The 22,549-nt window shown below is 55.4% G+C and carries 16 protein-coding genes and 1 tRNA gene; 7 read left to right on the top strand and 10 right to left on the bottom strand.

The annotated features are described in order from the left end of the window. Window positions 1-131: 131 nt before the first annotated feature. A tRNA-Gly gene (locus AC2FJF_RS07090) sits at window positions 132-206 on the bottom strand. Between the two features lie 666 nt (window positions 207-872). Here AC2FJF_RS07090 and AC2FJF_RS07085 point away from each other — a divergent pair. Genes AC2FJF_RS07085 through AC2FJF_RS07070 form a run of 4 tightly spaced genes read left to right on the top strand, consistent with a single transcriptional unit; the run spans window position 873 to window position 5,946 of the window. Next, the gene (locus AC2FJF_RS07085) at window positions 873-2,378 is read left to right on the top strand and encodes a trimethylamine methyltransferase family protein (RefSeq protein WP_496724193.1); all 1,506 of its coding nucleotides are present in this window, start codon (window positions 873-875) and stop codon (window positions 2,376-2,378) included. Window positions 2,379-2,390: 12 nt separating this feature from the next. Further along, window positions 2,391-2,834: an SRPBCC family protein gene (locus tag AC2FJF_RS07080; protein ID WP_496724191.1), complete on the top strand. Its 444-nt coding sequence runs from the start codon at window positions 2,391-2,393 to the stop codon at window positions 2,832-2,834. Continuing rightward, the gene (locus tag AC2FJF_RS07075) at window positions 2,827-3,531 is read left to right on the top strand and encodes a maleate cis-trans isomerase family protein (protein WP_496724190.1); all 705 of its coding nucleotides are present in this window, start codon (window positions 2,827-2,829) and stop codon (window positions 3,529-3,531) included. The genes AC2FJF_RS07080 and AC2FJF_RS07075 overlap by 8 nt, the downstream gene beginning before the upstream one ends. Beyond that, window positions 3,532-5,946: a GcvT family protein gene (locus AC2FJF_RS07070; protein ID WP_496724188.1), complete on the top strand. Its 2,415-nt coding sequence runs from the start codon at window positions 3,532-3,534 to the stop codon at window positions 5,944-5,946. Here AC2FJF_RS07070 and AC2FJF_RS07065 read toward each other — a convergent pair. The 6 genes from AC2FJF_RS07065 to AC2FJF_RS07040 form a co-directional block, all read right to left on the bottom strand. Then, window positions 5,943-6,863: a LysR family transcriptional regulator gene (locus tag AC2FJF_RS07065; RefSeq protein WP_496724186.1), complete on the bottom strand. Its 921-nt coding sequence runs from the start codon at window positions 6,861-6,863 to the stop codon at window positions 5,943-5,945. The two genes, AC2FJF_RS07070 and AC2FJF_RS07065, sit on opposite strands and share 4 nt — an antisense overlap. A 206-nt stretch (window positions 6,864-7,069) precedes the next feature. Next, entirely contained in the window at window positions 7,070-8,749 is a 1,680-nt protein-coding gene (locus tag AC2FJF_RS07060) for a thiamine pyrophosphate-binding protein (protein ID WP_496724184.1), read from the bottom strand. Window positions 8,750-8,752: 3 nt separating this feature from the next. Beyond that, on the bottom strand, window positions 8,753-11,164 hold the full coding sequence (locus tag AC2FJF_RS07055; RefSeq protein WP_496724182.1) for an FAD-dependent oxidoreductase: 2,412 nt from the start codon (window positions 11,162-11,164) through the stop codon (window positions 8,753-8,755). Continuing rightward, complete coding sequence (locus AC2FJF_RS07050) at window positions 11,164-13,563, bottom strand: GcvT family protein (protein WP_496724181.1); 2,400 nt, start codon at window positions 13,561-13,563, stop codon at window positions 11,164-11,166. Before AC2FJF_RS07050 ends, AC2FJF_RS07055 begins: the two co-directional genes overlap by 1 nt. Then, window positions 13,560-14,849 carry an aspartate aminotransferase family protein gene (locus tag AC2FJF_RS07045; protein WP_496724179.1) on the bottom strand — a complete coding sequence of 430 codons (1,290 nt, stop codon included), beginning with the start codon at window positions 14,847-14,849 and terminating at the stop codon, window positions 13,560-13,562. The genes AC2FJF_RS07050 and AC2FJF_RS07045 overlap by 4 nt, the downstream gene beginning before the upstream one ends. Beyond that, a complete protein-coding gene (locus AC2FJF_RS07040; protein ID WP_496724177.1) occupies window positions 14,846-16,390 on the bottom strand; it encodes a trimethylamine methyltransferase family protein in 1,545 nt (514 codons plus the stop codon). The genes AC2FJF_RS07045 and AC2FJF_RS07040 overlap by 4 nt, the downstream gene beginning before the upstream one ends. Before the next feature lie 109 nt (window positions 16,391-16,499). Between AC2FJF_RS07040 and AC2FJF_RS07035 the strand changes: the two genes are divergently transcribed. Further along, the gene (locus tag AC2FJF_RS07035; RefSeq protein WP_496724175.1) at window positions 16,500-17,366 is read left to right on the top strand and encodes a LysR family transcriptional regulator; all 867 of its coding nucleotides are present in this window, start codon (window positions 16,500-16,502) and stop codon (window positions 17,364-17,366) included. 1,012 nt (window positions 17,367-18,378) lie between these two features. Here AC2FJF_RS07035 and AC2FJF_RS07030 read toward each other — a convergent pair. The 3 genes from AC2FJF_RS07030 to AC2FJF_RS07020 are packed head-to-tail and all read right to left on the bottom strand — an operon-like array spanning window position 18,379 to window position 20,382. Then, window positions 18,379-19,431 (bottom strand): adenylate/guanylate cyclase domain-containing protein, encoded by a 1,053-nt coding sequence (locus AC2FJF_RS07030; RefSeq protein WP_496724173.1) that lies wholly within the window; start codon window positions 19,429-19,431, stop codon window positions 18,379-18,381. Continuing rightward, a complete protein-coding gene (locus tag AC2FJF_RS07025; protein ID WP_496724171.1) occupies window positions 19,428-19,817 on the bottom strand; it encodes a DUF1987 domain-containing protein in 390 nt (129 codons plus the stop codon). Before AC2FJF_RS07025 ends, AC2FJF_RS07030 begins: the two co-directional genes overlap by 4 nt. Before the next feature lie 10 nt (window positions 19,818-19,827). Continuing rightward, entirely contained in the window at window positions 19,828-20,382 is a 555-nt protein-coding gene (locus tag AC2FJF_RS07020) for a SiaB family protein kinase (RefSeq protein WP_496724169.1), read from the bottom strand. Between the two features lie 120 nt (window positions 20,383-20,502). Between AC2FJF_RS07020 and AC2FJF_RS07015 the strand changes: the two genes are divergently transcribed. Then, entirely contained in the window at window positions 20,503-20,880 is a 378-nt protein-coding gene (locus tag AC2FJF_RS07015) for a hypothetical protein (protein ID WP_496724167.1), read from the top strand. A gap of 25 nt (window positions 20,881-20,905) precedes the next feature. Continuing rightward, window positions 20,906-22,372: a SpoIIE family protein phosphatase gene (locus tag AC2FJF_RS07010; protein ID WP_496724165.1), complete on the top strand. Its 1,467-nt coding sequence runs from the start codon at window positions 20,906-20,908 to the stop codon at window positions 22,370-22,372. Window positions 22,373-22,549: the final 177 nt, after the last annotated feature.

Raw genomic sequence — 22,549 nt, 5'->3', positions numbered from 1 at the left:
GGGCGGCGGGAATCGAACCCGCTTCATCAGCTTGGAAGGCAAGCATCTTAATCACTGCTTTAACAACTATTTCAATGCACTATTAGAATAAATATAGTCGTTTTGCAGGTTATATGTCGGAGAAAAATTCTTGGAGCGGGCGGCGGGAATCGAACCCGCTTCATCAGCTTGGAAGGCTGAGGTAATAGCCAGTATACGACGCCCGCTCAACTCGAGCGGGTCTATTTCATCCCGAATTTGCGGTCAATAGAGGATTTGTTTTTTTTCAGACAACTGATCTTTGTTGAACAAAAAATCTGCAGCTGAATCGCAGGCAAGTTTTGGAGTTTGGCCAAAAAGTAAGCTGTCAATTTTTTAATAGAACCAACGGACCAATCAAAGTGTCCCTGTTCCCATCGGAACTGTTCGAATGTCCCCATTGCGTACAGAACGGGCATTCGTCTTATTGGCGGCAAGGACTGCACTGAGCCCATTATGTGATTTTGATTTTTCGCTGCGCACGCTCGCTGCGGATATTTTGCCGCATGGGAATCGGCCGTTGTACCGCGGCGCGGCGAGAAAACCGGGCGTTCACACCTCGGGCGGCATTGTTGACCTGCCCAATTAGGGTTGGAGCTGACATTTAGAATGTTGAACTCCAATATCTGCTGCAACAACCCATAACGGTATGCGCGGACACAAACGTCACAGGAAAGCCCTTTTCAAAAGCGACGCATTCATTGGTTTGAGATAAACCGAGCTGTTGCGATGAGACTCATACAGCGCAAAGCAACGCTAAAAACCTTTCGTGAATTTTTTTCACCAACTGAGCCGGTTTATTGAATTCTCAACACAAGACAATTGCGCTTTATTGGTGTCGTTGAGGGGCGTAGATGGTTAGACGCACGCGAAGACATGAGACATCAGAAACCGGATTGGAACCGGGCGCACCGCCTGCATTTCAGATTGGGGGTGCTTTGAGGCCGCTGTCGTCCTTGGAATTGGCAGCCATCGAAGCGCATGCCTATGACATTCTTTCGACAGTGGGTATGGTCGGCTTGCCGGCAGAGGCAACCGAACGGGCGATTGCTGCAGGGGCGTGGCGTCGCCCTGACGGACGCCTTTGTTTTTCAAATGAGATGATCAGAAATGCACTGTCTCGCGCTCCAAGAAAGATCACGTTACCGGGGTTCACTGCAGACAGGGATTTGCAGATCGGCGGCAGCCGGGTTCACATCGGGACCGGCGGAGCGGCGGTTCAGACTCTGGATGCCGCAACCGGCGCCTACAAGGACAGCTCACTAAGCGACCTCTACGATCTAATGCGCGTATTGGATGCATCGTCGAACATCCACTATGGTGTACGGCCCGTTGTTGCCAGGGATTTGACCGACCCGTTCGAGCTGGACATCAACACCGCATTTGCCTGCCTCAAAGCCACTTCGAAACCAATTGGCATCAGCTTTTGCGAGCCTGACCACATCGACCCGATAGTTGAGTTGTTCGATATAGCGCTCGGCCACAAACATGCATTCCGGGAAAGACCGTTTTGCATGGCAGTGATTGTCCATGTGGTTCCCCCGCTGACCTATAGCGCCGAAGGAATACTGATGCTGGAGAAGGCCGTGAGAGCAGGCATGATCCCGCAGATTTGTTCGGCTGGCCAGGCAGGTGCGACAAGTCCGGTCACCTTGGCCGGCGCATTGGCACAGGGCTTGGCAGAGTCGCTCGCTGGCCTAGTGGTGGTTGACGGTATCCAGGCGGGTAGCCCGTGCATTTATGCGCTGATGCCCTTCATTTCCGACTTGCGCACCGGAGCCATGAGCGGTGGCAGCGGTGAAGCAGCGATCGCCAATGCTGCCGCGGCCCAGCTTCTGGCCCATATCGGCCTACCATCCACAGTCTCGGCGGGTATGACGGATTCCAAGATGGTGGATGCCCAAGCGGGCTATGAAAAAGGCTACACCGTCGCCCTGGCCGGACATGGCGGCGCCGACATGATCAACCTTTCCGTGGGGATGCTGGGCTCGATCATGGTGGCCAGCCCCGAAGCGATGGTGATCGATGACGACATGTGTGGGGCAATCCTGCGCAGCATCAGGGGGATTGAAGTGAGTGTGGAGACACTCGATCTGGACGCGGTGGAACGCGTCGTCACCCAGGACGGTCATTATCTGGGGGAAATCGAAACGCTCAAGCGCATGAAGTCAGACTATCACTATCCGGCTCTTGCCAATCGCCAAAGTGTCGATGACTGGGTTGCTGCAGGCCGTCTTTCGATCTGGGATCAGGCACGGACCCGCGTGACCGAGATACTGGCAGCACCGCATTCGGCACATCTTGATGCAGAGGCTGAAGCACGTATTCGAGCCAACTATCCCATCCATCTTCAGCCCTAAAGAGGAGCCGACATGCACGTCTTCAGAAGTATGGTCATCGACAGTGACATAAACAGAGTCTGGGCGGCCGTTCGCGCCTTTGACGGTGTAGTGCATTGGAATCCGGGCGTGGTAGGTGTTGGCCTGGAGAACGGATCACCGACCGCCACCGGCACCATCCGCAAGCTGGACATCGCCGATGGCACAGTGTTCCGGGAAACCTTGTTGGCCCATTCTGATACCGATCATTCCTATACCTATGACATCCTCGAAAGTGCGCTTCCCGTGACCGGGTACGTGTCCACGCATCGATTCATTCCGATCACCCATACACGCCAAACTCTGAGCATCTGGGAAAGCCATTTCGACTGTGCCGCGGGGGTCGCTGATGCAATGGAAAAGACTGTCGGCGACGTAATCTATATCGGCGGCATGATCGGACTTAGCCAATTCCTGAAGGAGACTGAGAATGGCTGACACACTTGCCCCTCGCGCCGTGATTGGCGTCATGACGCCTGCGATGAATACTGTCGTCCAGCCGGAGTTGGAATTGCTTCGACCGAAGGGTGTGACCAACCAGATGCAGCGCTTTCGTTTGGGGGGCGATTCGGTGTCGGATGACCTGCCCGACGAAGCGGCAAAGTTGATGGACTGTGCGCCGTCGGCAATCGCCGTCGGTCTGACAACCGACGCAGGGCTCGGTGGGCCGGACAAACTGAAGGCGCGGTGCGAAGATATCGCACAGCAGGTCGGCGTGCCGGTGATTGGCGCTTCGCAAGCCGATTATGCGGGGTTGCGCGCCCTTGGGGCGACGCGTGTTGGCATTGTCACGCCGTTCAACGCTGAAGTCGATGCTGTTGTGAAAGCAAACACTGAAAACGCCGGGTTCGAGGTGGTCGCGATCAAGGGCACCGAAGCGCCCACGCTTCCTGCCATCTGTGAAACTCCGTTGGAGGATATCCGGTCCGTCTTTGCTGAGGTCGCTTCCTCGGATTGCGACGTTATCCTTCAGGTCGGGACCGCGCTGCCCGTGGTGGCCATGATCGGCGCGTTGGAAGACACCCACGGCAAGCCAATCGTGGCCTGCAATGCGGCGGTCTATTGGCATTCGCTGCGCGCCGTCGGCATAACCGATCCGATCACTGGTTTTGGAAGACTGTTGGAGTCGCACTGAATGCAAAGCCATGCAGAGGTTGTTGTCATTGGCGGAGGCGCAGTTGGTGCTGCCATCCTGTACCATCTGGCTAAGGCGGGCATCACCGATGCCGTTTTGCTTGAAAAGAATGAACTGACTGCGGGGTCGACGTGGCATGCCGCGGGCAATATTCCCACCTACGCTAACTCGTGGTTGGGCATGCGCGCCGGAAACTATGCCTGGCAGCTTTACAAGGAGCTTGCCAAAGACCCGGTCGCGCCGATCACCTATCGGCATACATCCGCTATCTGGCCTGCTCACACGCCTGAGCGGATGCAACTATTCCAACACCTGTGTGGTGTGTCTCGATCGGCGGGGTTTGAACTGTCGATGCTGACGCCGTCACAGATTGAAGAGATGCATCCTTATTGGCAGGCGGATGATACAATCCATGGCGGGATATTTGATCCCTATGAGGGCGACATCGATCCCAGTCAGTTGACCCAGGCACTAGGCAAACACGCCCGTGATTTGGGTGCAAAGGTTCATCGGTTCACGCCGGTCACAGGATTGCGACAGCATGCGTCGGGGGAATGGGTGGTTGAAACATCGACTGGCACCATTGTCGCGGGAACCGTGATAAATGCGGCGGGTTCAAGCGGCGGACGGATTGCGGCAATGGCCGGGTTGCGCGTGCCCGTCGTCACCCTTGAACACCAATACATGGTGACATCGCCACTGGCGGTTCTAGAGAAGGACACCGACACGTTTCCTTTGATCCGAGACCCCGACAAGCGCTTTTACCTCAGGCGCGAACGAAACGCCTTGTTGCTCGGGTCCTATGCCCACGAAGGCCGCCCGGTCTGGCAAGACGGGGTTCCCCAGGACTTTGACCATCAGTTGTTTGCAGATGATATCGACGGGATGATGGCGGTGTTCGAAGCGGCCTCAGCCCATGTGCCTCAGCTTGCCGAAGCGGGTGCCCAGCGTTTCGTTAATGGCCCGATCCCCTATTCGCCTGACGCACTTCCCCTTGTAGGGCCCGCCGCAGGTGTTCGAAACTTCTACCATGCGACAGGCGTTCAGATTGGCATCACGCATTCAGCGGCCATTGGCAAAGCCATGGCCGAATGGCTGACGACAGGCGAAACCGAATGGGATCTGTCCGCCTGGGATCCCCGCCGGTTCGGGTCATGGGCCACGCAAGACTATGCAGCGGCACGCGCGTCCGAGCATTATGACCTGCAATATGCGATCCCCTATCCTCATCGTCTTATGGATTCTGGGCGACCGCTCAACAAGACCCCGCTCTATAAGCAACTTGTCGAACAGGGCGCGGTCATGGGACAAATCGGCGGCTGGGAACGGGCATTCTGGTTCGATCTGGGCAAGACAAACGATCCAAGCGCTTTGAGCTTCGGACACGAGCCTTGGCAGGATGCCGTGCGGATTGAATGCGAAACGGTTCGTGATCGAGTCGGGATCATGGACCATGGCGGCTTCACAAAATTCACCCTGGATGGGCCCGACGCGGCCAAGGTGCTTGATAAAGTAGTCTGCGGAACGCTGCCGCCCGTCGGTCGGGTGCGTCTGTCCTATATGCTGACACCCAAGGGACACATATGGTCAGAAGCGACAATTGCCCGTTTGGCCGACGACAGATTTCTGCTGTGTGGCCCTACCCTGGCTGTTGATCGAGACTTCGACTGGATTGCGACCGCTTGCGGCGATGCCGACGTTCGTTTGACCAAGGGTTGCACTCGCGATGGCGCGCTTTTGGTGATGGGTCCGAAATCCCGCGATCTGTTGCAGGGCCTCACTGCCGATGACCTGAGCGCGGCCAATGCACCCTGGATGAGCCTGGCCGAAATCGAGATCGCAGGTATGCCGGTCACGGCCATGCGGGTCAGCTTCGTGGGCGAGTTGGGTTGGGAGCTACATGTCGCCTCGTCAGATCTGGTGGCCCTTTACGATGCGATCTGGACGGCGGGCAAGCCGCATGGCATCTGCAATTTCGGTTCTTACGCGCTTAATGCCATGCGCGTCGAAAAGGGGTATCTCGGCTGGGGCGCGGACTTTGGCGTTGAATACACGCTGTTCGATGTTGGTCTTTCCAGGTTCGCGAACATGTCCAAGCCTTTCACCGGTCGACAGGCCGTTGAACAACAGGCAATGCAGAAAGCTGCATGGGCCTTTATCGGGTTGGAGATCACCGATCTCGGGCCAGAGCCATTGCCATCCGACCCGATCATCCGAGAGGGACGGGTCATCGGTTACTTGACGTCGGTCTCGATGGGCTATCGAACCGGCAAGTTTTTGGCGCTCGGCTATGTTGAAAATGGTTCGCTCGAGATGGGAGAGGACTGTTTGGTTCAGGCTTTCGGCGAGATGCGCGCGGCAACGCGTCATTCTCACCATGTGTACGATCCAAAAAACGAGAGGCTCCGGTCCTAACCGAACCCGCCGTTTGCCGAAGACCACCGCGCAAGAGCTTGGGCGACTTCCAGAATGGGGCCTGTGCCCCTGTCTTCGGATCGTATCATTGCGACCCAAGGCACCTCGATTCCGTCCTTGCCGACGCGCAGGCCGATTATACGTCCAGCTTCGATGGCCGGGCGCACGGCCCAGCCAGCAAGCACGCTGCTGCCCTGACCGGCGGCCACAAGCTCGACGATGGCTTCGGGCATCTCGACCGTTGTGGTCCAGCGTGGATAGCGCCCGGACGGGCGAAACAGCCGGGCAAATTCACGATCCGGCTCAGGGGTCAGGGCGTAAGTGATGAAGTCTTCCCCTTCGATGTCCTTGCCTTCGATATGAGTTTTTGCGGCAAGCGGGTGATCTGGTGCGAAGATGAACAGCAACTCGTCCCTGAACAGTGGAATGCAATGCGTTCCAATGGGCGTTGCCTCCTCTGACGTCACAATGATGTCGGCGTGCCTGTTTGCAAGTGCGCCAACAGGTTTGCGCGTCACGCTTGCCATGACCTGAAGCTCAATTCCCGGTAGCCGCGTTTGCAGATAGCGGATGAAATCGGGCAACCAATACGACGCGCTGTAGGTTTCGACCGCGATGCGCACGACATGCTCCACACCGCGGTCCATTCGCCGAACATCGCGCTCGGCCCGGTCCATTTCGGTCAGAACGCGATCTGCGACATCGGCAAGATATTCCGCCGCCGGGGTCATGCGCAGGCGCTTGTGGATGCGTGTAAATAGAACCAGATCCAACCGTCGTTCGGCTTCTTTGATGCGATGCGAAAGAGCCGACGAAGTGACCCCTAAAGCCTCGGCCGCATCGTTGACACGCCCGTGTTCGGCAATCGCGCGGATCATCTTCAGATGACGCAAATCAAGAAAGGGGCCTTCTGCCATTTGAACCTGAGCAGATTTCACATAACGGGTGATTTTCTTTATCGCTATTCATCATAGGTCAAGTCGAAACTTTGATCGAGTGAGACCGTCCGTTTTAAGCCTCGGACGAACATTCCAGCATCAACATGCTTGCGCCCTTTTCTCGGGCTGCGTGCGTGGCACAAAGATCCGTGCTACCAGCGTCGATGATGATGGAGCACAGGCGCTTATTCCTCTGCCCCATTCTGCGGTGCCCTGAACAGGTCTTTGCGCAGCGTCATCAGCGCGCCCGGATCGATCTTGGCTTGAATAATTGTTGTTTGTTCCGATGTAATGGCCTCTTGTAGGGCGGGGCCCATACCGCCGGGGCCGTCAACCCAGATGCCTTTGCCACCGCAGAGTTCGGCGAATTTGTCAAAGCGGGGGCTTTCAATTTCCGCGCCCAGAAGACGCCCGCCGTAAAACTCTTGCTGATAGGCTTTCTCAGCGCCCCATGCCTCGTTGTCGAGCACTACGATGGTGATCGGGAGCTTATGCGAAATGGCGGTTTGAATCTCGATCATAGTGTAGCCAACAGCACCGTCGCCCATGATCGCGACAACCGGGCGCTCAGGGGCGGCGGCTTTGGCGCCGATTGCGGCGGCAAGACCAAAGCCGACAAGACCAAAATCCAGCGGTGTGATCAGTGACATTGGTTCGTAATGGGCCAGGCGATCCGCAGCCTGCAGGCAGGTGTTGCCGGTATCAAGTGTAACAATGGCGTCTTCAGGCAAGGCATTGCGCAGCTCTGCCAAAGCGCGGCGGGGGTGCAAGGGCAGCGTTTCGATTACGGCCTCTTTGGCCCGTTCAGCCCAAAGACTGTCCATATCCGCCTTGAAGCTCTCGCGCCATGCGTCGCATTTTGGCTTCCGGCCTGCCTCGGTCAGCGCTTCGGCCGTAAGGCGCGCGTCACCTTGAGCCGCGATTTCAGCAGGGAAATAGCGACCAACGGCAGAGCCTTCGACATCAACATGCGCGATGCGAGTATCTGCACCGACGTAGTCGTTGGAATGGAAGGTGGAATTGAAGCCAAGGCGAGCGCCGATCACGACCATCACATCTGCTTCTCTCGTCAGACGGCTGGCCACGCGGTTGCCGCGCGGTCCGGCTTGTCCGGCAAACCAGGGGTGGCCATGGCGCATCACATCTGCATGGCCGGTCGAGGCCACAACGGGCACTTCAAGTGTTTCTACCAGCGCGGTCAGCGCGTCACGACCCGCGCCCCATTTGAAGCCACCTCCGGCAAAGATCACTGGGCGTTCTGCCCCGGCCAGCAACGCGGCAATGGTGGTGACGTCAGCAGGCGCGGCCGGACCCGGGCGCGCAATCCGTAGCGGTCTGGGATCAATGGCGGGGATTTCTTCAGCAAAAAGGTCGCGTGGGACATGCAGCACAACGGGGCCTCGGCGACCAGTGTTGGCCAGACGAATGGCATCCTCAAGCATCGGAGCCAGCCTCGAAGGATCAGTTACCATCACCGACCGCTTGCAGATCGGCGCAAAGACGGCGACCTGATCGACCTCTTGAAACGTGTCCTTGCATTGATCTGCACGGGTGATCGCACCCGCAATGACAACCATCGGAGAATAGGCTAGATGCGCCTCGGCCACGGCAGTCACGATATTCACCACGCCGGGACCGGCCTGCGCGCCTAAAACCACGCCTGGCTTGCCGGTCATACGCGCCCAAGCATCGGCCATGTGACCCGCCGCGCGTTCATCGCGCGCACCGACATAGGCAATCTCTCCGCCCTGATATATCGCGTCATAAAGTTCCAACATTGATCCACCCAAGAGGCCGAACACAGTGTCGATCCCATTGGCCTTCAAAACGCGATAGACGGCCTCGCCGCCGGATATATTAGTCATCTCTCAGTCCTCGGCTCTTGGGCGCAGGTTGTCGGCATCAAACAGCGGGGCGTCATGTATCGTCACCGGACAAGCTTCATTCAAAATCTGAATCGTAAGATTTGCGCGCGGCGTCCCTTTCTTTACAAAGAGCCACCCGAGCGATTTGCCCACCGTGTAGCCGTAGCCACCCGACGTGGTCAGACCTACGATCCGGTCTTTCAACAAGACCGGCTCTCCGCCATGAACATCGAGACCGTCAGCATGAAGCTCTGCATAAAGCAGCTCCCATTCCGGATTACGGGCCAGCATCGCGTCCTTGCCGATGAATTCACGATCCTTGGCCACGATGAACCGTTCAAGCCCAACATCCAGCGGTCCGACATCAGTCGTCATTTCACCGCTGGCGCGATAAGCTTTTTCCATCCGCAATCCGTTGAAAGCATAGGACCCCAGATCGGCCAGTCCAAACTTGGCACCTGCCTCGAACAGAGCGTCATAGATGTCTGCAATGCGCTCCAGTGGGGCGTGAAGTTCCCAGCCCAATTCGCCCACGAATGAAACGCGCAACGCATAGCAGGGCACCTGGGCGACCGTGATTTCCTGCCCTGAAAGCCATGGGAAAGCTGCATTGGACAGATCGGCCTCTGTCAGTTCAGACAAAATGCGCCGCGAAGCAGGGCCTGACATAGCCAGCATTCCCCAATCGGCGCTGTGATCAACAATCTGCACGTCTTCACCCGGCTGGATATGGCTTTGTATCCAGGCGAAATCCGGGTTAGAGCGAGTAATGGGGGAGCCTGTGAAATAGCGATCCTTATCAATACGCCAAATGGTGATCTCAGTCTCGAAACGGCCCTTCTCGGTCAACAAATGGTTGAGGCTCATCCGCCCGTCTTTGCGGGGGATACGGTTGGCAGACAAGCGATCCAGCAGTTTGCCCGCATCCTTGCCGGTGATCTCGAATTGGGCGAATGCGCAAAGGTCGATCACACTAGCGGCTTCTCGGGTAGCTTTTGCCTCGACCAGCGCATTCTCATGCCAGGGCTGACGGCCCCAACCGATTTGCTCAACTTCACCGAGATCTCCGAAGTAACGCGGACGCTCCCAGCCTGCAATCTCACCAAACACCGCCCCTTTGGCAGCCAGCCGATCATAGAGAGGATGCCGGTTCACCGGGCGCAAGCTATTGAACTGTTTTCCGGGGCACGGCGTGTCATGACGGCGCATGAATTCGTCTTTGGTGCGCTCAACGATGTAATGATCCGATGCAAAATCTCCGTAACGGCGGGGATCAAGGCTGCGTGTGTTGATCGAGGTTTCGCCGTGCACCATCCAGTCGGCCAGTACTTTGCCAGCACCGCCGCCCCACGCAAGACCAATGGATGAGCCACAGGACAGCCAGACATTGGGCGCACCAGAAGGCCCGACCAGCATTCCTCCATCCGGCGTATGGGTGATCGCGCCGCGCACAACGCGTTTGATCCCAAGCTCGGCCAGGATCGGCATCTTTTCGAAAGCAACCATCAGGAAATCGCCAATTGAGTCGTAATCCGCAGCAAACAGCTCGTTCTCGGCAGCCCATGGCGCGCCTTCAGGCATTTCCCAAACGGTCGGGCACTCATGGCCCTCGTAAATACCAATCAACCCGGATTTCTGTTCCTGCCGGATATAGCCACCATAAGAGTTGTCGCGCATCACCGGCAATTCCGGGCGGCCTTCGAATTCGGGCACTGTGTCGGTGACAAGGTAGTGATGTAGGCAAGAGACCGAGGGTATCTTGAGCCCGAACCATTCGCCGACCTGATTGGCGTAGGATCCGGCGGCAATCACGATATGCTCGGCCGATACGTCGCCCTTTTGGGTCTTGAGTAGCCACATATCGCCCCTGCGACTGGCGCCCAGAACCTGATTGTGCCGCTCGATCTTTGCCCCTCGTGCACGGGTAGCAGCGGCCAGTGCCATGGTCACTCCAGACGGGTCTATATGCCCATCCTCATAGGTTTGTACGGCAGCTTTTACATTATCTACATTGTAGAACGGGTTGCCTTTCGCAACCTCATCCGGCCCCACCAAATCCATCGGCAGATCCAGCAATCTGCCGACGCCCATGATCGACTTCATCCAGTCGACTTCATCATCGGTTGTGGCAATGCGGAACCCACCGACCTCATGCCAGCCGATGCTTTGCCCCGTTTCCAGCTCGACACACTTGTAGGTCTCGATCGATGTCTTGTTGATCCAGCCTGCAACACGGCTGCCCACGGCATGGGCAATTTGCCCTGCTGCGTGCCATGTGGACCCGCTGGTCAGTTCAGCCTTTTCAAACAGGATCGTGTCGGTCCAGCCATTTTCAGCGAGTTGGAACTGAGCCGCAACGCCCATAATACCGCCGCCAATGATCGCAACGCGGGTCGTGCGTGTCGTCTGCGACATCAAAACGCCTCCTTGGCGGGTTGTAGCGAACATTTTGCGGAATAGCGGGTACAGGCGATTTCCACCTCGAACCCCGTCACAACGTCTTGCCCCGCAATCAGGTCCAACGGCGCGTTTATCATCGCCAGCGCAGCAGAGCGGTCAAAACGATAGCTCCACGCCGCAGAAGTTATCTGTCCAACGACGCGGCCATCATAGTAAATCGGTTCATCATGAATCGGGATCGCATTCGGGTCATCGAACATAAGCGAAACGATCCGACGCTTGGGTTGACCCGCTTTAACCAACGCCTCCTCACCTACGAAGCCGGTGCCAAAAGCACAGAACGCACCCAACCCGGCCTCTTGCGGCGTTGTGCCCGGTGTCAATTCATGGCCGAAGGCACGAAACCCACTTTCGATCCGCAAGCTGCCGCTGGCAAAGAGGCCTGCATGAGAGGCACCTGCCGCGACAAGCGCCTCATGCGCGGCCATGGCCATGTCAGCAGGAACATAAAGTTCATACCCTTCTTCACCGGTAAAGCTCAGACGACCAGCCCAACCGCGCGCCAACCCGATCTCGACCGGCGCAAAACCAAAGCGTTTGAGGTCAGGTACTGACGCATTGCTGGTGGCCTGCAATACGTCGTGCGCTTTAGCCCCGGCGAGGCCAATCACGGCATAGCCGCTTGTCACATCGGTAAACTCGACACGGAAGTCGCTTTTGGTGTCGTGCATACGTTTCATGACACGGACAACTTCGCCCGCGCCGACGATCATCAGATAAGTCGCCGGGCCATGACGTTGCACGGTCAGATCGCTTTCAACACCACCTCGCGCATTCAGGATTTGGGTATAGGCGATGCGCCCTTCGGCGATGTCCATCTGCGCGGCACATAGCCGGTTGAGAAAGGCGCAGGCGTCCGGCCCCTGTATCATGATCTTGCCAAAGGCGGATTGATCAAGAATGGCCGCGCCATTGCGGCAGGCGTCTACTTCCCGCTTCACCTGACCGCGCCATTTCGGTGCGGCGAAGGTGAGTGGCAGATGCGTTGCATCTCCACCAAAATGCACGGCGCGTTCCCAGCCCCCTCGCGCCTCAAAACGCGCACCCGCGGCCATCAGCCCCTGGTGAATTGGCGAGCGGCGCTGACCGCGCGCAGTGTCCATTGACCGACCTGGATAGGGATTGTCGTAGTGCCGACCCAGCACCTCGGGAATGCGGGCTTCTAGCTCGCCCAACACGTTCATTTCGGGACTGAAACGGCGTATGTCAGCTTCGTTCAGTTCCATCGTCGGCTCGCCCGCGATGATCCATTCTGCCATCGCCTTGCCCGCGCCACCAGCCAAAGCGATCCCGGTAGAGTTCATGCCCCCCATCAGGAAGAGACCCGGCACCTCAGGGCTTTCACCCAGCATGAACTGGCTGTCGAGTGTAAAGCTTTCGGGGCCGTTCAGCAGCATCCGCACTTCGGCGGTTTCCAGAGCGGGAATGCGGCGCAGCGCATTCTCCATCATCGGCATGAAGTGGTCCCAATCTTCATCCAGCAGATCGAATGAAAAATCCGCAGGCAGATCACGCGTAGAAATGCCCTTGGCATGGGGCTCAAACGAGCCGACCAGCAAGCCTTCAACATCATCGCGGGCATAAAGATAAGCGTCCTGATCGTTCAGCGTTGGCAGATGCACACCTTTGCCAAGCGCCTGTACCTCGGCCAGCGGCTTCGTCAGAATGTAGAAATGCTCGCAGGCATAAAGCGGCATATGCGCACCAGCCATTTCGGCCACTTCGCGCGACCAGAGACCGCTGGCGATCACGACCTCTTCGGCCTCAATCACGTACTCACCGATTTCGACGCCCGAGATGCGACCATCTTTCTTTTGCAACCCGGTCACACGGGTGTCTTCGAAAAATTTCACACCGCGCGCCTTGGCTCCTTTGGACAACGCAAGCGCCACATCAGACGGGTTCACGCGCCCATCAGCAGGCGACCAAACGGCACCGATCACGTCGTCCACTTCAATCAACGGCCAAAGTTCTTGTGCGCGGACGGCATCGACCACCTCGGCCTTCAGCCCAAAAGCACGACCAAGCGATACCTGCCGTTTGATGTTGGTCAGCCGGTCCTCATTGGTTGCCAGCGTCAGCGATCCCGTTTGTGTCCAGCCAGTGGCTTGTCCGGTCTCAACTTCCAACTCGCCGTAAAGGTCAATCGAGTAGTTGATCAATTTCGTCAGCGTCGCCGACGGGCGCAAACGCCGAACCAGACCGGCGGCATGCCATGTGGTGCCTGACGTCAGTTTCGAACGTTCCAGCACCACGATATCTTTGCGCCCTTCGCGGGCCAGGTGATAGGCGATGGAACACCCGATAACGCCACCGCCGATGATGACGGTGCGGGCGGAGGACGGGAGGGTCATTGCAATGCTCCGTCGCGGATCATGTCCGACAAAGTGTCGTCAAAGGCCAAGAGCGCTTCATCAACCAGTTCGGGTGTATGCGCGGCTGAGGTCAAACCAGAAGTATAGGCCATCATATCCACGCCGCGCGTCAGCATGCCGTCGCGATAGGCTTTGACCAAGGGTTTCGGTAGCCCCCTAATTTCGGCAGGGCTAAGTCCATCCAGACTGCTACGGCCGAAAAACACGTGGAAAACCGAACTGTCGCCATAGGCAATGCCCGCGATGCCCCGCCTCTTCATGGCGGCATTCATACCATCGCGCATGCGTGCGGCCATGGTATCGGCATGCGCCTGCGCCTCGCCGCTGGCCAAGAGCGAAGTCGCGGCACAGGCTGTAGCCGCAATCAGGGGCGAGCCGTTAAAAGTGCCCTTGTGGCTGACCGCAGGCCCAAACCCGCCTCGCACGGTTGCATTGTTCAAAAGCTCCATGATTTCGGCGCGACCACAAATCACGCCACCGGGCAAACCGCCTGTCGCGATTTTTGCCAAAGTGGTGAGGTCAGGTACGATCCCGTCGCGTGCCTGACGCCCACCAGGCGACCAGCGAAATCCGGTGATGATCTCATCAAAGATCAGCACAACACCAGCGGCACGCGCAACGTCGTGCAGCGCCATCAAGGTATCGGTGGCCAAGGGGACGCAGCCATAATTCGCGCCCGAGGCTTCAATGATTACCGTGCCAATACGGTCATCCCGTAGCGCGTCTTCCATAGCCTGAGGATCGGCTGCACAGATATGGATCAGATCGTTGATGGCATCCGGGATACCCAAAGACGGCGCCTGATCGCTGCCCGGCCTTGCCCCTTTCAATGCGTGATCATGCCAGCCATGGAAATGGCCCTCAACACGCAGCACGTGATCCTTGCCCGAATATGCTCTCCCAAGTCGCAGTGCCAGCATCGTGGATTCCGTACCCGATGCGGTGAAACGTGTGCGTTCGGCAGAAGGAATTAGCCGGTTGACCCACTCGGCCCACTCAATCTCCTGGGTGTGGCAGTCCGCGCTGAAAACCGAACGTTCGGCCTGTCTCTGCACCGCTTCGACAATTGCCGGGTGACAATGTCCTAACATCTGACTGGCGCTGCCCATTTTGAAATCAATATAGCGGCGTCCTTCAACGTCCCACTTTTCGGCACCTAGCGCGCGATCAATGAATATTGGGTGCGGATCACGAAATCGTAGCTCATGGCTGACACCACCTGGCAGGCTCGCGCGGGCGCGGGTGCTAAGATCTTGGTTCATCATTCCGGCCGTCCGATTTGTGCCCGTGTCAGGCGGATATCAAAATTCATCCTAAGCGTGCGATCCACTTCGTCCGGCAGGTGGCTGGGAAAATACGTACTCAGGATCTCTCTCGCTTTCTCCCGCGCAACGTCGCCAATCCGCTGAGCACCATCATCTTGCCAGTCGCGAGGCGCGCGCCGATCGCCGATCTCGGGATAGAAGTAATCTGACTTCATTCGGCCGAATGTGTGTTGCTCACCCAAATAATGCCCTTCACCCCGACAGACATCTGCGATGACATCAGCGGCGATATTTTCGGGTGTTGCTTCGACGCCGCGTACAGTGCGCAGGATGTTACCCAAAAGGTCATTGTCGCTGACATAGGCCGCGTGACTCACCCCCAAAAGGCTCGACATCATACCGGCGGCCTGGGTAATGATATTTGACCCAGCATGCGCCGCCATTGTCACCGCCAGCGATTTCTCGGCCCCATATTGGGCATCCAGCCGTTTTGCATCTGTGATCCCGGCAATCGAGCTCGTTGGCAAATCCCATCGCCGACCCATTTGCGCCGCACCTGCCATCAAGATGGCCTGTTCACCGCCACCGCCGCTCATCGATCCAGTCCGCAAGTCTGCCACAAGGGGTTTAGGGGCAAAAATCGCCTTGACCTTCGGATCGACCAACCGCGCAAATACCAGACCTGCCAGCGTTTCCGCTACCGCCTGCACCAGCGATCCGGCAATCGTTGCCGGGCTGGTGGCCCCGGCCTGTCCGGCGCTGATCAGCTGCACCGGGAACCCGGCCTTGATTGCCAACTCCAGCACCTCACAGGCTTCTTCGGCAAAACGCATGGGCGGAACCACATGGCACACCATGATCGTTAGGAAGGGACGGGCACGAAATGCCTCTTCGCCACCGGCGATTTCATAGCAAAGCTTTGCAATACCGGCCACGTTCTGCGGCTCGGTAACCGAAATCGAAACGTGCTTGGACGTGCCCGTAAGACAGGCGTAAGCGGTGTTCAGATCCATCAACGCGTTGTCTTCGACATCGCGTGCCACAACCGATCGGCTAAAGTGGTGAATATTGTCCATCCGGTCCACGATCCGCGCTGCATCGTAGAGGTCCTGCAATGTCGAATCTCGATATTCATGAGTGTCGAGATCAAACACGCCAGGCGCCGCGCCGCCGGTAGACATATGCACGCGGGCGGCTTCAATCTTCAGGTCGTTCTCGGGACGCTGGCCACATAAGGTGAACCCCCGCTGCGCTCCGTCCATCGCCCATTTCACCAGCGCGCGCGGGAACAACAGCCGACCATCATCCGTCATGGCCCCGCCAGCAGCAGTGACTTTTTCGATCATCGAAGGAATGGCCTGACTAAGCCCTAGGTCTTCAAGAAGCTTATATGCGGCTTCTTCGACCATACTTTCTTCGTCAGGCAAGAGCGGTTTAAGACGCCCACCAATCACCCCTGGCCATACCGGTGGCTGCGGGCCAGTCTCTGAGACTTGCTTTAAGCGGTCTTTACGACCGCGCCGACGGTTTGCCATGGTCATCGATTCATGAGCTCAGGTTTATGCAGCCCTATCCTGCACCGGAAATAGCAGAGTTTACAAAAGCAACATTCTCAGCAATGAATGAGAAAAACTCATCTATTGGATTGCCGTGACAGCTTCTCTTACAGCTTTACGTGCCTTTGACGCCGCCGCCCGGAACGGCAGTTTTCGGGCAGCCGCGGCGGACCTAACTGTGACCCCGACTGCGATCAGTCATCATATTCGCGGATTGGAGGATCAGTTTGGCGTCAAGCTATTCAGGCGGGAGGGTCGTGATGTCACCCTGACAGCTGAAGGCAAGCGCTTGGCCCATGCGACCAGTCAGGCCTTTGGCCTGTTGGACAGTGCGGTTCAATCCATGCATCGAAGCGCACGCAAAGCGGTGCGAGTTTCGGCGGGACCGATCTTTATGGCGCGCTGGCTCATGCCACGGATTAGTGATTTTTGGGAAGCCCATCCCGCGATCGAATTGGAAGTGGTGCCAGCCCTTTATCCCGGCGCGCACGAACGCGAGAATGTCGATATCATAATCCGCTGGGACCGCATCGCCGACATGGCAGAAGATGCAATCAAGCTGCTTGAGCTTAGCCCGGTCGCCATAGCATCCGAAGAGTTTGTCATTACACGAGGACCTATCGATCACCCAAAGGATCTATTAACCTTGCCCCTTTTGCATCAAAGAAATCACTGGGGGTGGCGGGACTGGTTTGAGGCAATGGGCGTTTCAATAGCCGATCTGCTCTACGGGCCGATCTTCGAGGACGCAAACGTGCTGCTGCGCGGCGCTGCCGAAGGCCAGGGAGCAATCATTGGCTGGCTTCCACTGATCGATCAGGATCTGGCGGAAAATAGAGTGGTTCGGATTTTTGATGAGCGTATCAACCCAACCCATGGCTACTTTATCGATGTCCAGCATACCAGCAGAACCCGTTCTGAGGTTCGAGAAGTTGAGGATTGGCTTGTCACACAATCATAATTGACAAATGCATCAGTTGTTGAGTGAGAGGCAAGCTTGTTTTCATGAAGCTGTCGATCTGCACTTGAGCGCGACATCGAATGACAGAATTGGTGATTATGGCCACAACGCAACGATGAGTGTGCTGCCTTTTCGAACAGATGCTGCGCCAGCAAACACCCTGAAGGACAACGGCAACATTGTCTGCAAGGCGGACATTCAGCGGAATTAACCGAATGTCTGCTTCGAGCCCGGCCCGGTCATCGGTTTGGAAGTCTCGCATGATGGCGCAGCAAATGACCGATTTCAGCCTGAGAAGATCTCTTCCTGATACGCGACTAATGCACTAGCACAACCAAAAAGGGGGCACGTGATTGAAAAAAAAGCCGGCGCAAACGCGCCGGCCAGTCCAACAGGGAGAAGGCAGAGTTGACCTCTGCATTGTGCAGTTCACCACAGGGATTTGGCGTTAGTTGGACCCCATTTTGGATTATTGTGCGGTTGTGGCTTCTTTGCCGACACATCAAAAAACTAATCTTCAAACGGTTGCAGCTCTGTCCGCAAGCCGGTCGTAGCCACGATCTAGGAGAGCGACCGTTTTTAGAGAGAGCGGTTGTTCCTGTTTGAAACTCCGAGTTTTCGGGGGTGAACGTCCGCTCAAATCCGCTAATCGGTCATCTGAGTAAATCCGTCAGGTGACTGCGTTGAGCCCAAGGTTCCGAATGCGGCAACCAGCACCAATGTCGGCAATGCGCAGAAAGCGGGCTTTGCAAAGTTTGGCGAACAGCTCTCTTCTGAATTCAAGGGTAGGTCTTTATTCTGCGGTCGCAGATCGCATTGCAGCCGTCCGCTGCAAGAGCAATCTTTTGGGTTGGGTGAGCTCACAGTCCGCGGGCGAAGCTACCTTTGAGGCAGGTTACATCTAATTCAGATGTATGAACAAAACTGACCTTGTCCACAGCATGGAACAATTCTTGAGTATTCGTGGGAATTTTCTGAGACACGTTCAAACACTGGCTGCGAGACCTCAGTGTTAGTTTTTGCGGAGTGATGCAAGAGCCGTCTTAAGTATCTCTAAGCTTGCGGCGCGTTCTTCTGGTGTCATCGAGCTCGGGTCCAACACCATTTGAAAATTCGGGTTTTCATATACTACTTTTTCTGCGCGCGGTCTCGATTTCTTTTGACCCAAGACACGGTATGTCATGACAGGTTGAGCCACGCCTTTGACTTGGATAGCTCCAACTTCTTCGGTCTCTATTTCGTGGTTCACGTGCGCCCAGGTTTCGTACGAGATGTAAATCTCTCCTTCCTCGGCCTGATGCTCCAACCTTGATGCCACGTTCACAGAGCCGCCGATAATGGTGTAATCCATTCGGTCGTCACTTCCAAAATTCCCAACCGTACAAAAGCCTGTATTGATACCTATACGGCATTGTAAATGTTGCCTTATTCCATGACGAATCCATTTTGCCCGCAACTCTGTCAACTTGTCTCGCATTGCAATTGCCATTCTCACACATGCCAAAGCATCTTCCCGCACCCCTTTAGTCTCCGGGTCTCCAAAGAAGACAAGGATTGCGTCCCCGATAAACTTATCTATCGTCGCACCGTGGTTCAGAGCGACTTCCGCCATTTCGGTCAGGTAGCTGTTCAGGAGTTCTGTTAAATCTTCCGACTCCATCTGATCCGTAAGCTCTGTGAAGCCGGCGACGTCCGAGAAAAACACTGTCAGCTTTTTTCGCTTACTCGCGAGTTTAACTTCTTGGCGACCGGAAAAGATCGAGTTGTAGACTTGAGGCGATAAGTATTTGGCAAGCTTTCCTGACAATGCCTCCAGCTCTTGGTTTTTTTGGGCAACCTCTTCGGCGGCGATGCGCTGTTTTTCGGCTAATGCATTCAGTTCCCGCTCGTTACGATCACTCAATCGCATCATGCGCCGCGTGGTTCTGAGCAGCTTTCTGTATTCTCCGACAAGGTTTTCAATTGATTTGCGTGTTTCATCATTCGGAAACTGTCCACTGTTTATAGCTGCTTCCGCGACTTCCAAAGCCTCATTCTCGCGAACAAAGAGATCGTCGATAGTCATCGATCCGACAACTTTTCCAGTGTGAACTTGGCATGTTTCAGGTCTTCCCCAAACTCCTCCCCAAGTTCCTCCATGGTCGCGTCTTCGGGGTCGTGAAACCAATAGACGTCAACTCTATTCCCCGCCTCAGCAGCGGAATCCAAAAGCTCCATGATCATCATGATGGCCTTGGCGCTGGACGAATTGAAATAGATGAGTTCAAAGTCAAAACGACATTTGGACATTGAACCATCCGACAACCAACTTTTCAAAGCATCAAACAACGGGTTGTAAAACGTCGTAACATCCTCAGGGTAGGATTCCCCAATCAGTTTGAGGTGGCCAACGTCAAAATCGAACGCGACGGCCGGGGTGCGGTTTGTTGCCGGGATATCAATTTTCTGCATTCGTACCCTCTTAAATCGTCGCTTTGAGTGCGAAGAATGCGTGCTGATCGTCAATCCGCATAAAATCAAACTCGATTGGCCTTGACGCTCGACGCGCAATTTCAATTAACCCGATACCTGCATTATTGCTGACGGCGTCAGTTTCTGACCGGAGTTGGCCTTTGTACGCAGCCCTAAGCTCCTCACGATTCATGGCGCGTAGTTCGGAAAGTCGTTTTCGCATGTTGTCTACGTCCCTCAAAAGGATCAGATTGCCCGCATGAACGACATAGCCGTTGGCCTCATTTCCTATGGTCACGATGCCGTAACTTATATCCAGTACCTCGGTCTCACCGTCGGCTGGTAGCCGTTCGACTGAATATCTGATGATGTTCTGCATTTGCTCTACGAAAACAGCGAAAACGCTTCGGAGAGTTTTTGTGTCAGCATCTTCAGACACTAATTTCTGCTTTAACGCATCGCCAACACCACTGAGGATACCTTCGGTTACATAACCACTGTATGCAAAGACAACACCTTGTCGGCGCAGGTTGGCGCGTAGATCGTAGACTTCGCTTGCAAGCATCTGTTCCCCTTGGTCATGCTTGGGTGGCACTAAGTTCAATTCAGGTCTTAATATCATAAGATACACATTTATGCATTTTCAGTGTATCAATTGTGCAGTGTTGTTAGTGGGGAGGTTTATATGATTAGGCTATTGTGTGTGGTCGCCGTAGTAATATCGTCCGACCCGGCTACAGCCGCCGACATTCCAACTGAGGTCAAGGCAAAGCTCCAATCCGCCATGATTTCGCATGTCGATGGGGTAATGGTCGACGGTTCTTACACGTATCTGGACACGACCACCAACGCGTTTGAAACCGTTTACCCTGCGAATGTTCATCCCATGGTTCTTCTTGCGGGAAGTGACTATTTCGTCTGCTCTGAAATGATAACCGAAGATGGCGATACCGTGACGGCGGACTTTCTTGTGCGTGAAGTTTCCGGGGATTACAAAGTTGTACAGATGATCGTCAACAATCGTGGCGCTCTCCAGGCCGCGATGAAGAACATCGGGAACTAGATGCCGAACACTATAGAGGCATTTATTGCGTAAACTCTGGACATTCTTGAAGCGCCGAATATTTCTGAAGCATATTCTGGCGACCCTCCTGCTCGGAGGCGTGTTAAATGCCATTGTGCTTCTTTTTTACTATGAATTTAAAAAGAAAGCTCAAACGGATCAGGTTGCCGCAGAGGTTGCAACGATTGCCAATCGTATAGCACGCCCGTTGGCTGAATTGGTTGAAGTAGGGAATTTTGCGCAAGCAACGAGCCTGCTCGCCGTCTATTCGGGTTTTCCTTACATTATTTGCGCTGAACAGAGGTTAGAGCGAAGCTCGGAATCTCTGGTTTCCTGGCCTGCTATTGGATGCGACAAGATAAAAAAATCTGGTCTAGATGTCGTCGTTTCTGTTCCGACGGCCGCAGGGCCAGCCACGATGTTGGTCCGAATTGATCAGGAGATCTTGAACGATGAGTTAAGGACAGAAGTGGGGGTTGTGGTACTTCTTGGAATGCTCGGGGGATTTGCACTCATCTTAGCAGGTGCCGCTGCATTTTTATGGCTCATTAACAGACCTCTCGGCCAAATGTTGAAAGCCATTGAAAGGTTCGAGCGATACGATGACCCTCAAATTGTCCCATACCAGTCGGAAGATGAGATTGGCAAGGTTGTTCAAAGCTATAACTCAATGTTGGATCGGGAGGTTGAACGTGTCAGTGAAATCCGCGAGGCGCACCACCAGATCGTCGCAAGTGTAAACTATGCCACGCGAATTCAGCAGGGTTTGTTGCCCAGAACAAGCCAGTGCAAGGCCGCCTTTGCTGATTTCGCTGTCATATGGGAACCACGCGATTTGGTTGGTGGGGATATCTACTGGGTCAAAACGGATGGCCCAATTACGACGCTCGCCGTAATTGATTGTACCGGACATGGCGTTCCAGGAGGCTTCATGACCATGTTGGCAATCGCTACACTCGAGCGGCTCTACTTCGAAAATGAAACGCTTAGCCCGTCGCTGGCGCTGTCCAAGTTGAGCGATTTGACGCGTTCACTTCTAAACCAGGATACTGAAAACGGGACCTCCAACGACGGCATGGACGCTGCGATATGCCAGATCGATTCAGCAAAAGGGGTAGCGACGTTTGCAGGTGCGCACATGTCTCTTTTGGTCAAATCCAAAACCGGCATTGACCGAATCCGAGGTGATAAGCTGAGCATTGGGTATGCTGATACTCCAATTGGTCCAAAATACTTGGAGCACGAAGTTCAAATGGATCAAATCACAGATTTTTTTATTTCAACTGACGGGTTGATTGACCAATTAGGTGGAGAAAAACGTTTAGCTTTTGGTTTTCAGAGAATTGTATCTGTATTTGAACAGGAAGAGTGGTCGTGTTCGGAAGATCTATTGTCGGCTATTCACAGCGCTTTTCAAGACTATAGTACGAATGAAGAACGTTTGGATGACTTAACCATGATCGCTTTTCGCACTGCCCGAAATACAGACTAAGGTGTGTTTGTGAGGTGCAACGCCCTCTGCTTATCCGTAAACGTTGATGCCTCTCCTGTACTATCTAAGGCTTTGTTAGGCGTTACTAAAACTGAGGTGACGTCGATTTTTCCTCGCTGAACAGACGCTACAGTGGACTGACCGTTCTACAGGGCGCTTCGGTGACATAGGTGCGGC

Source organism: Ruegeria sp. CDSB013 (assembly GCF_059611165.1).
This window is presented reverse-complemented; position numbering and strand designations above follow the sequence as displayed.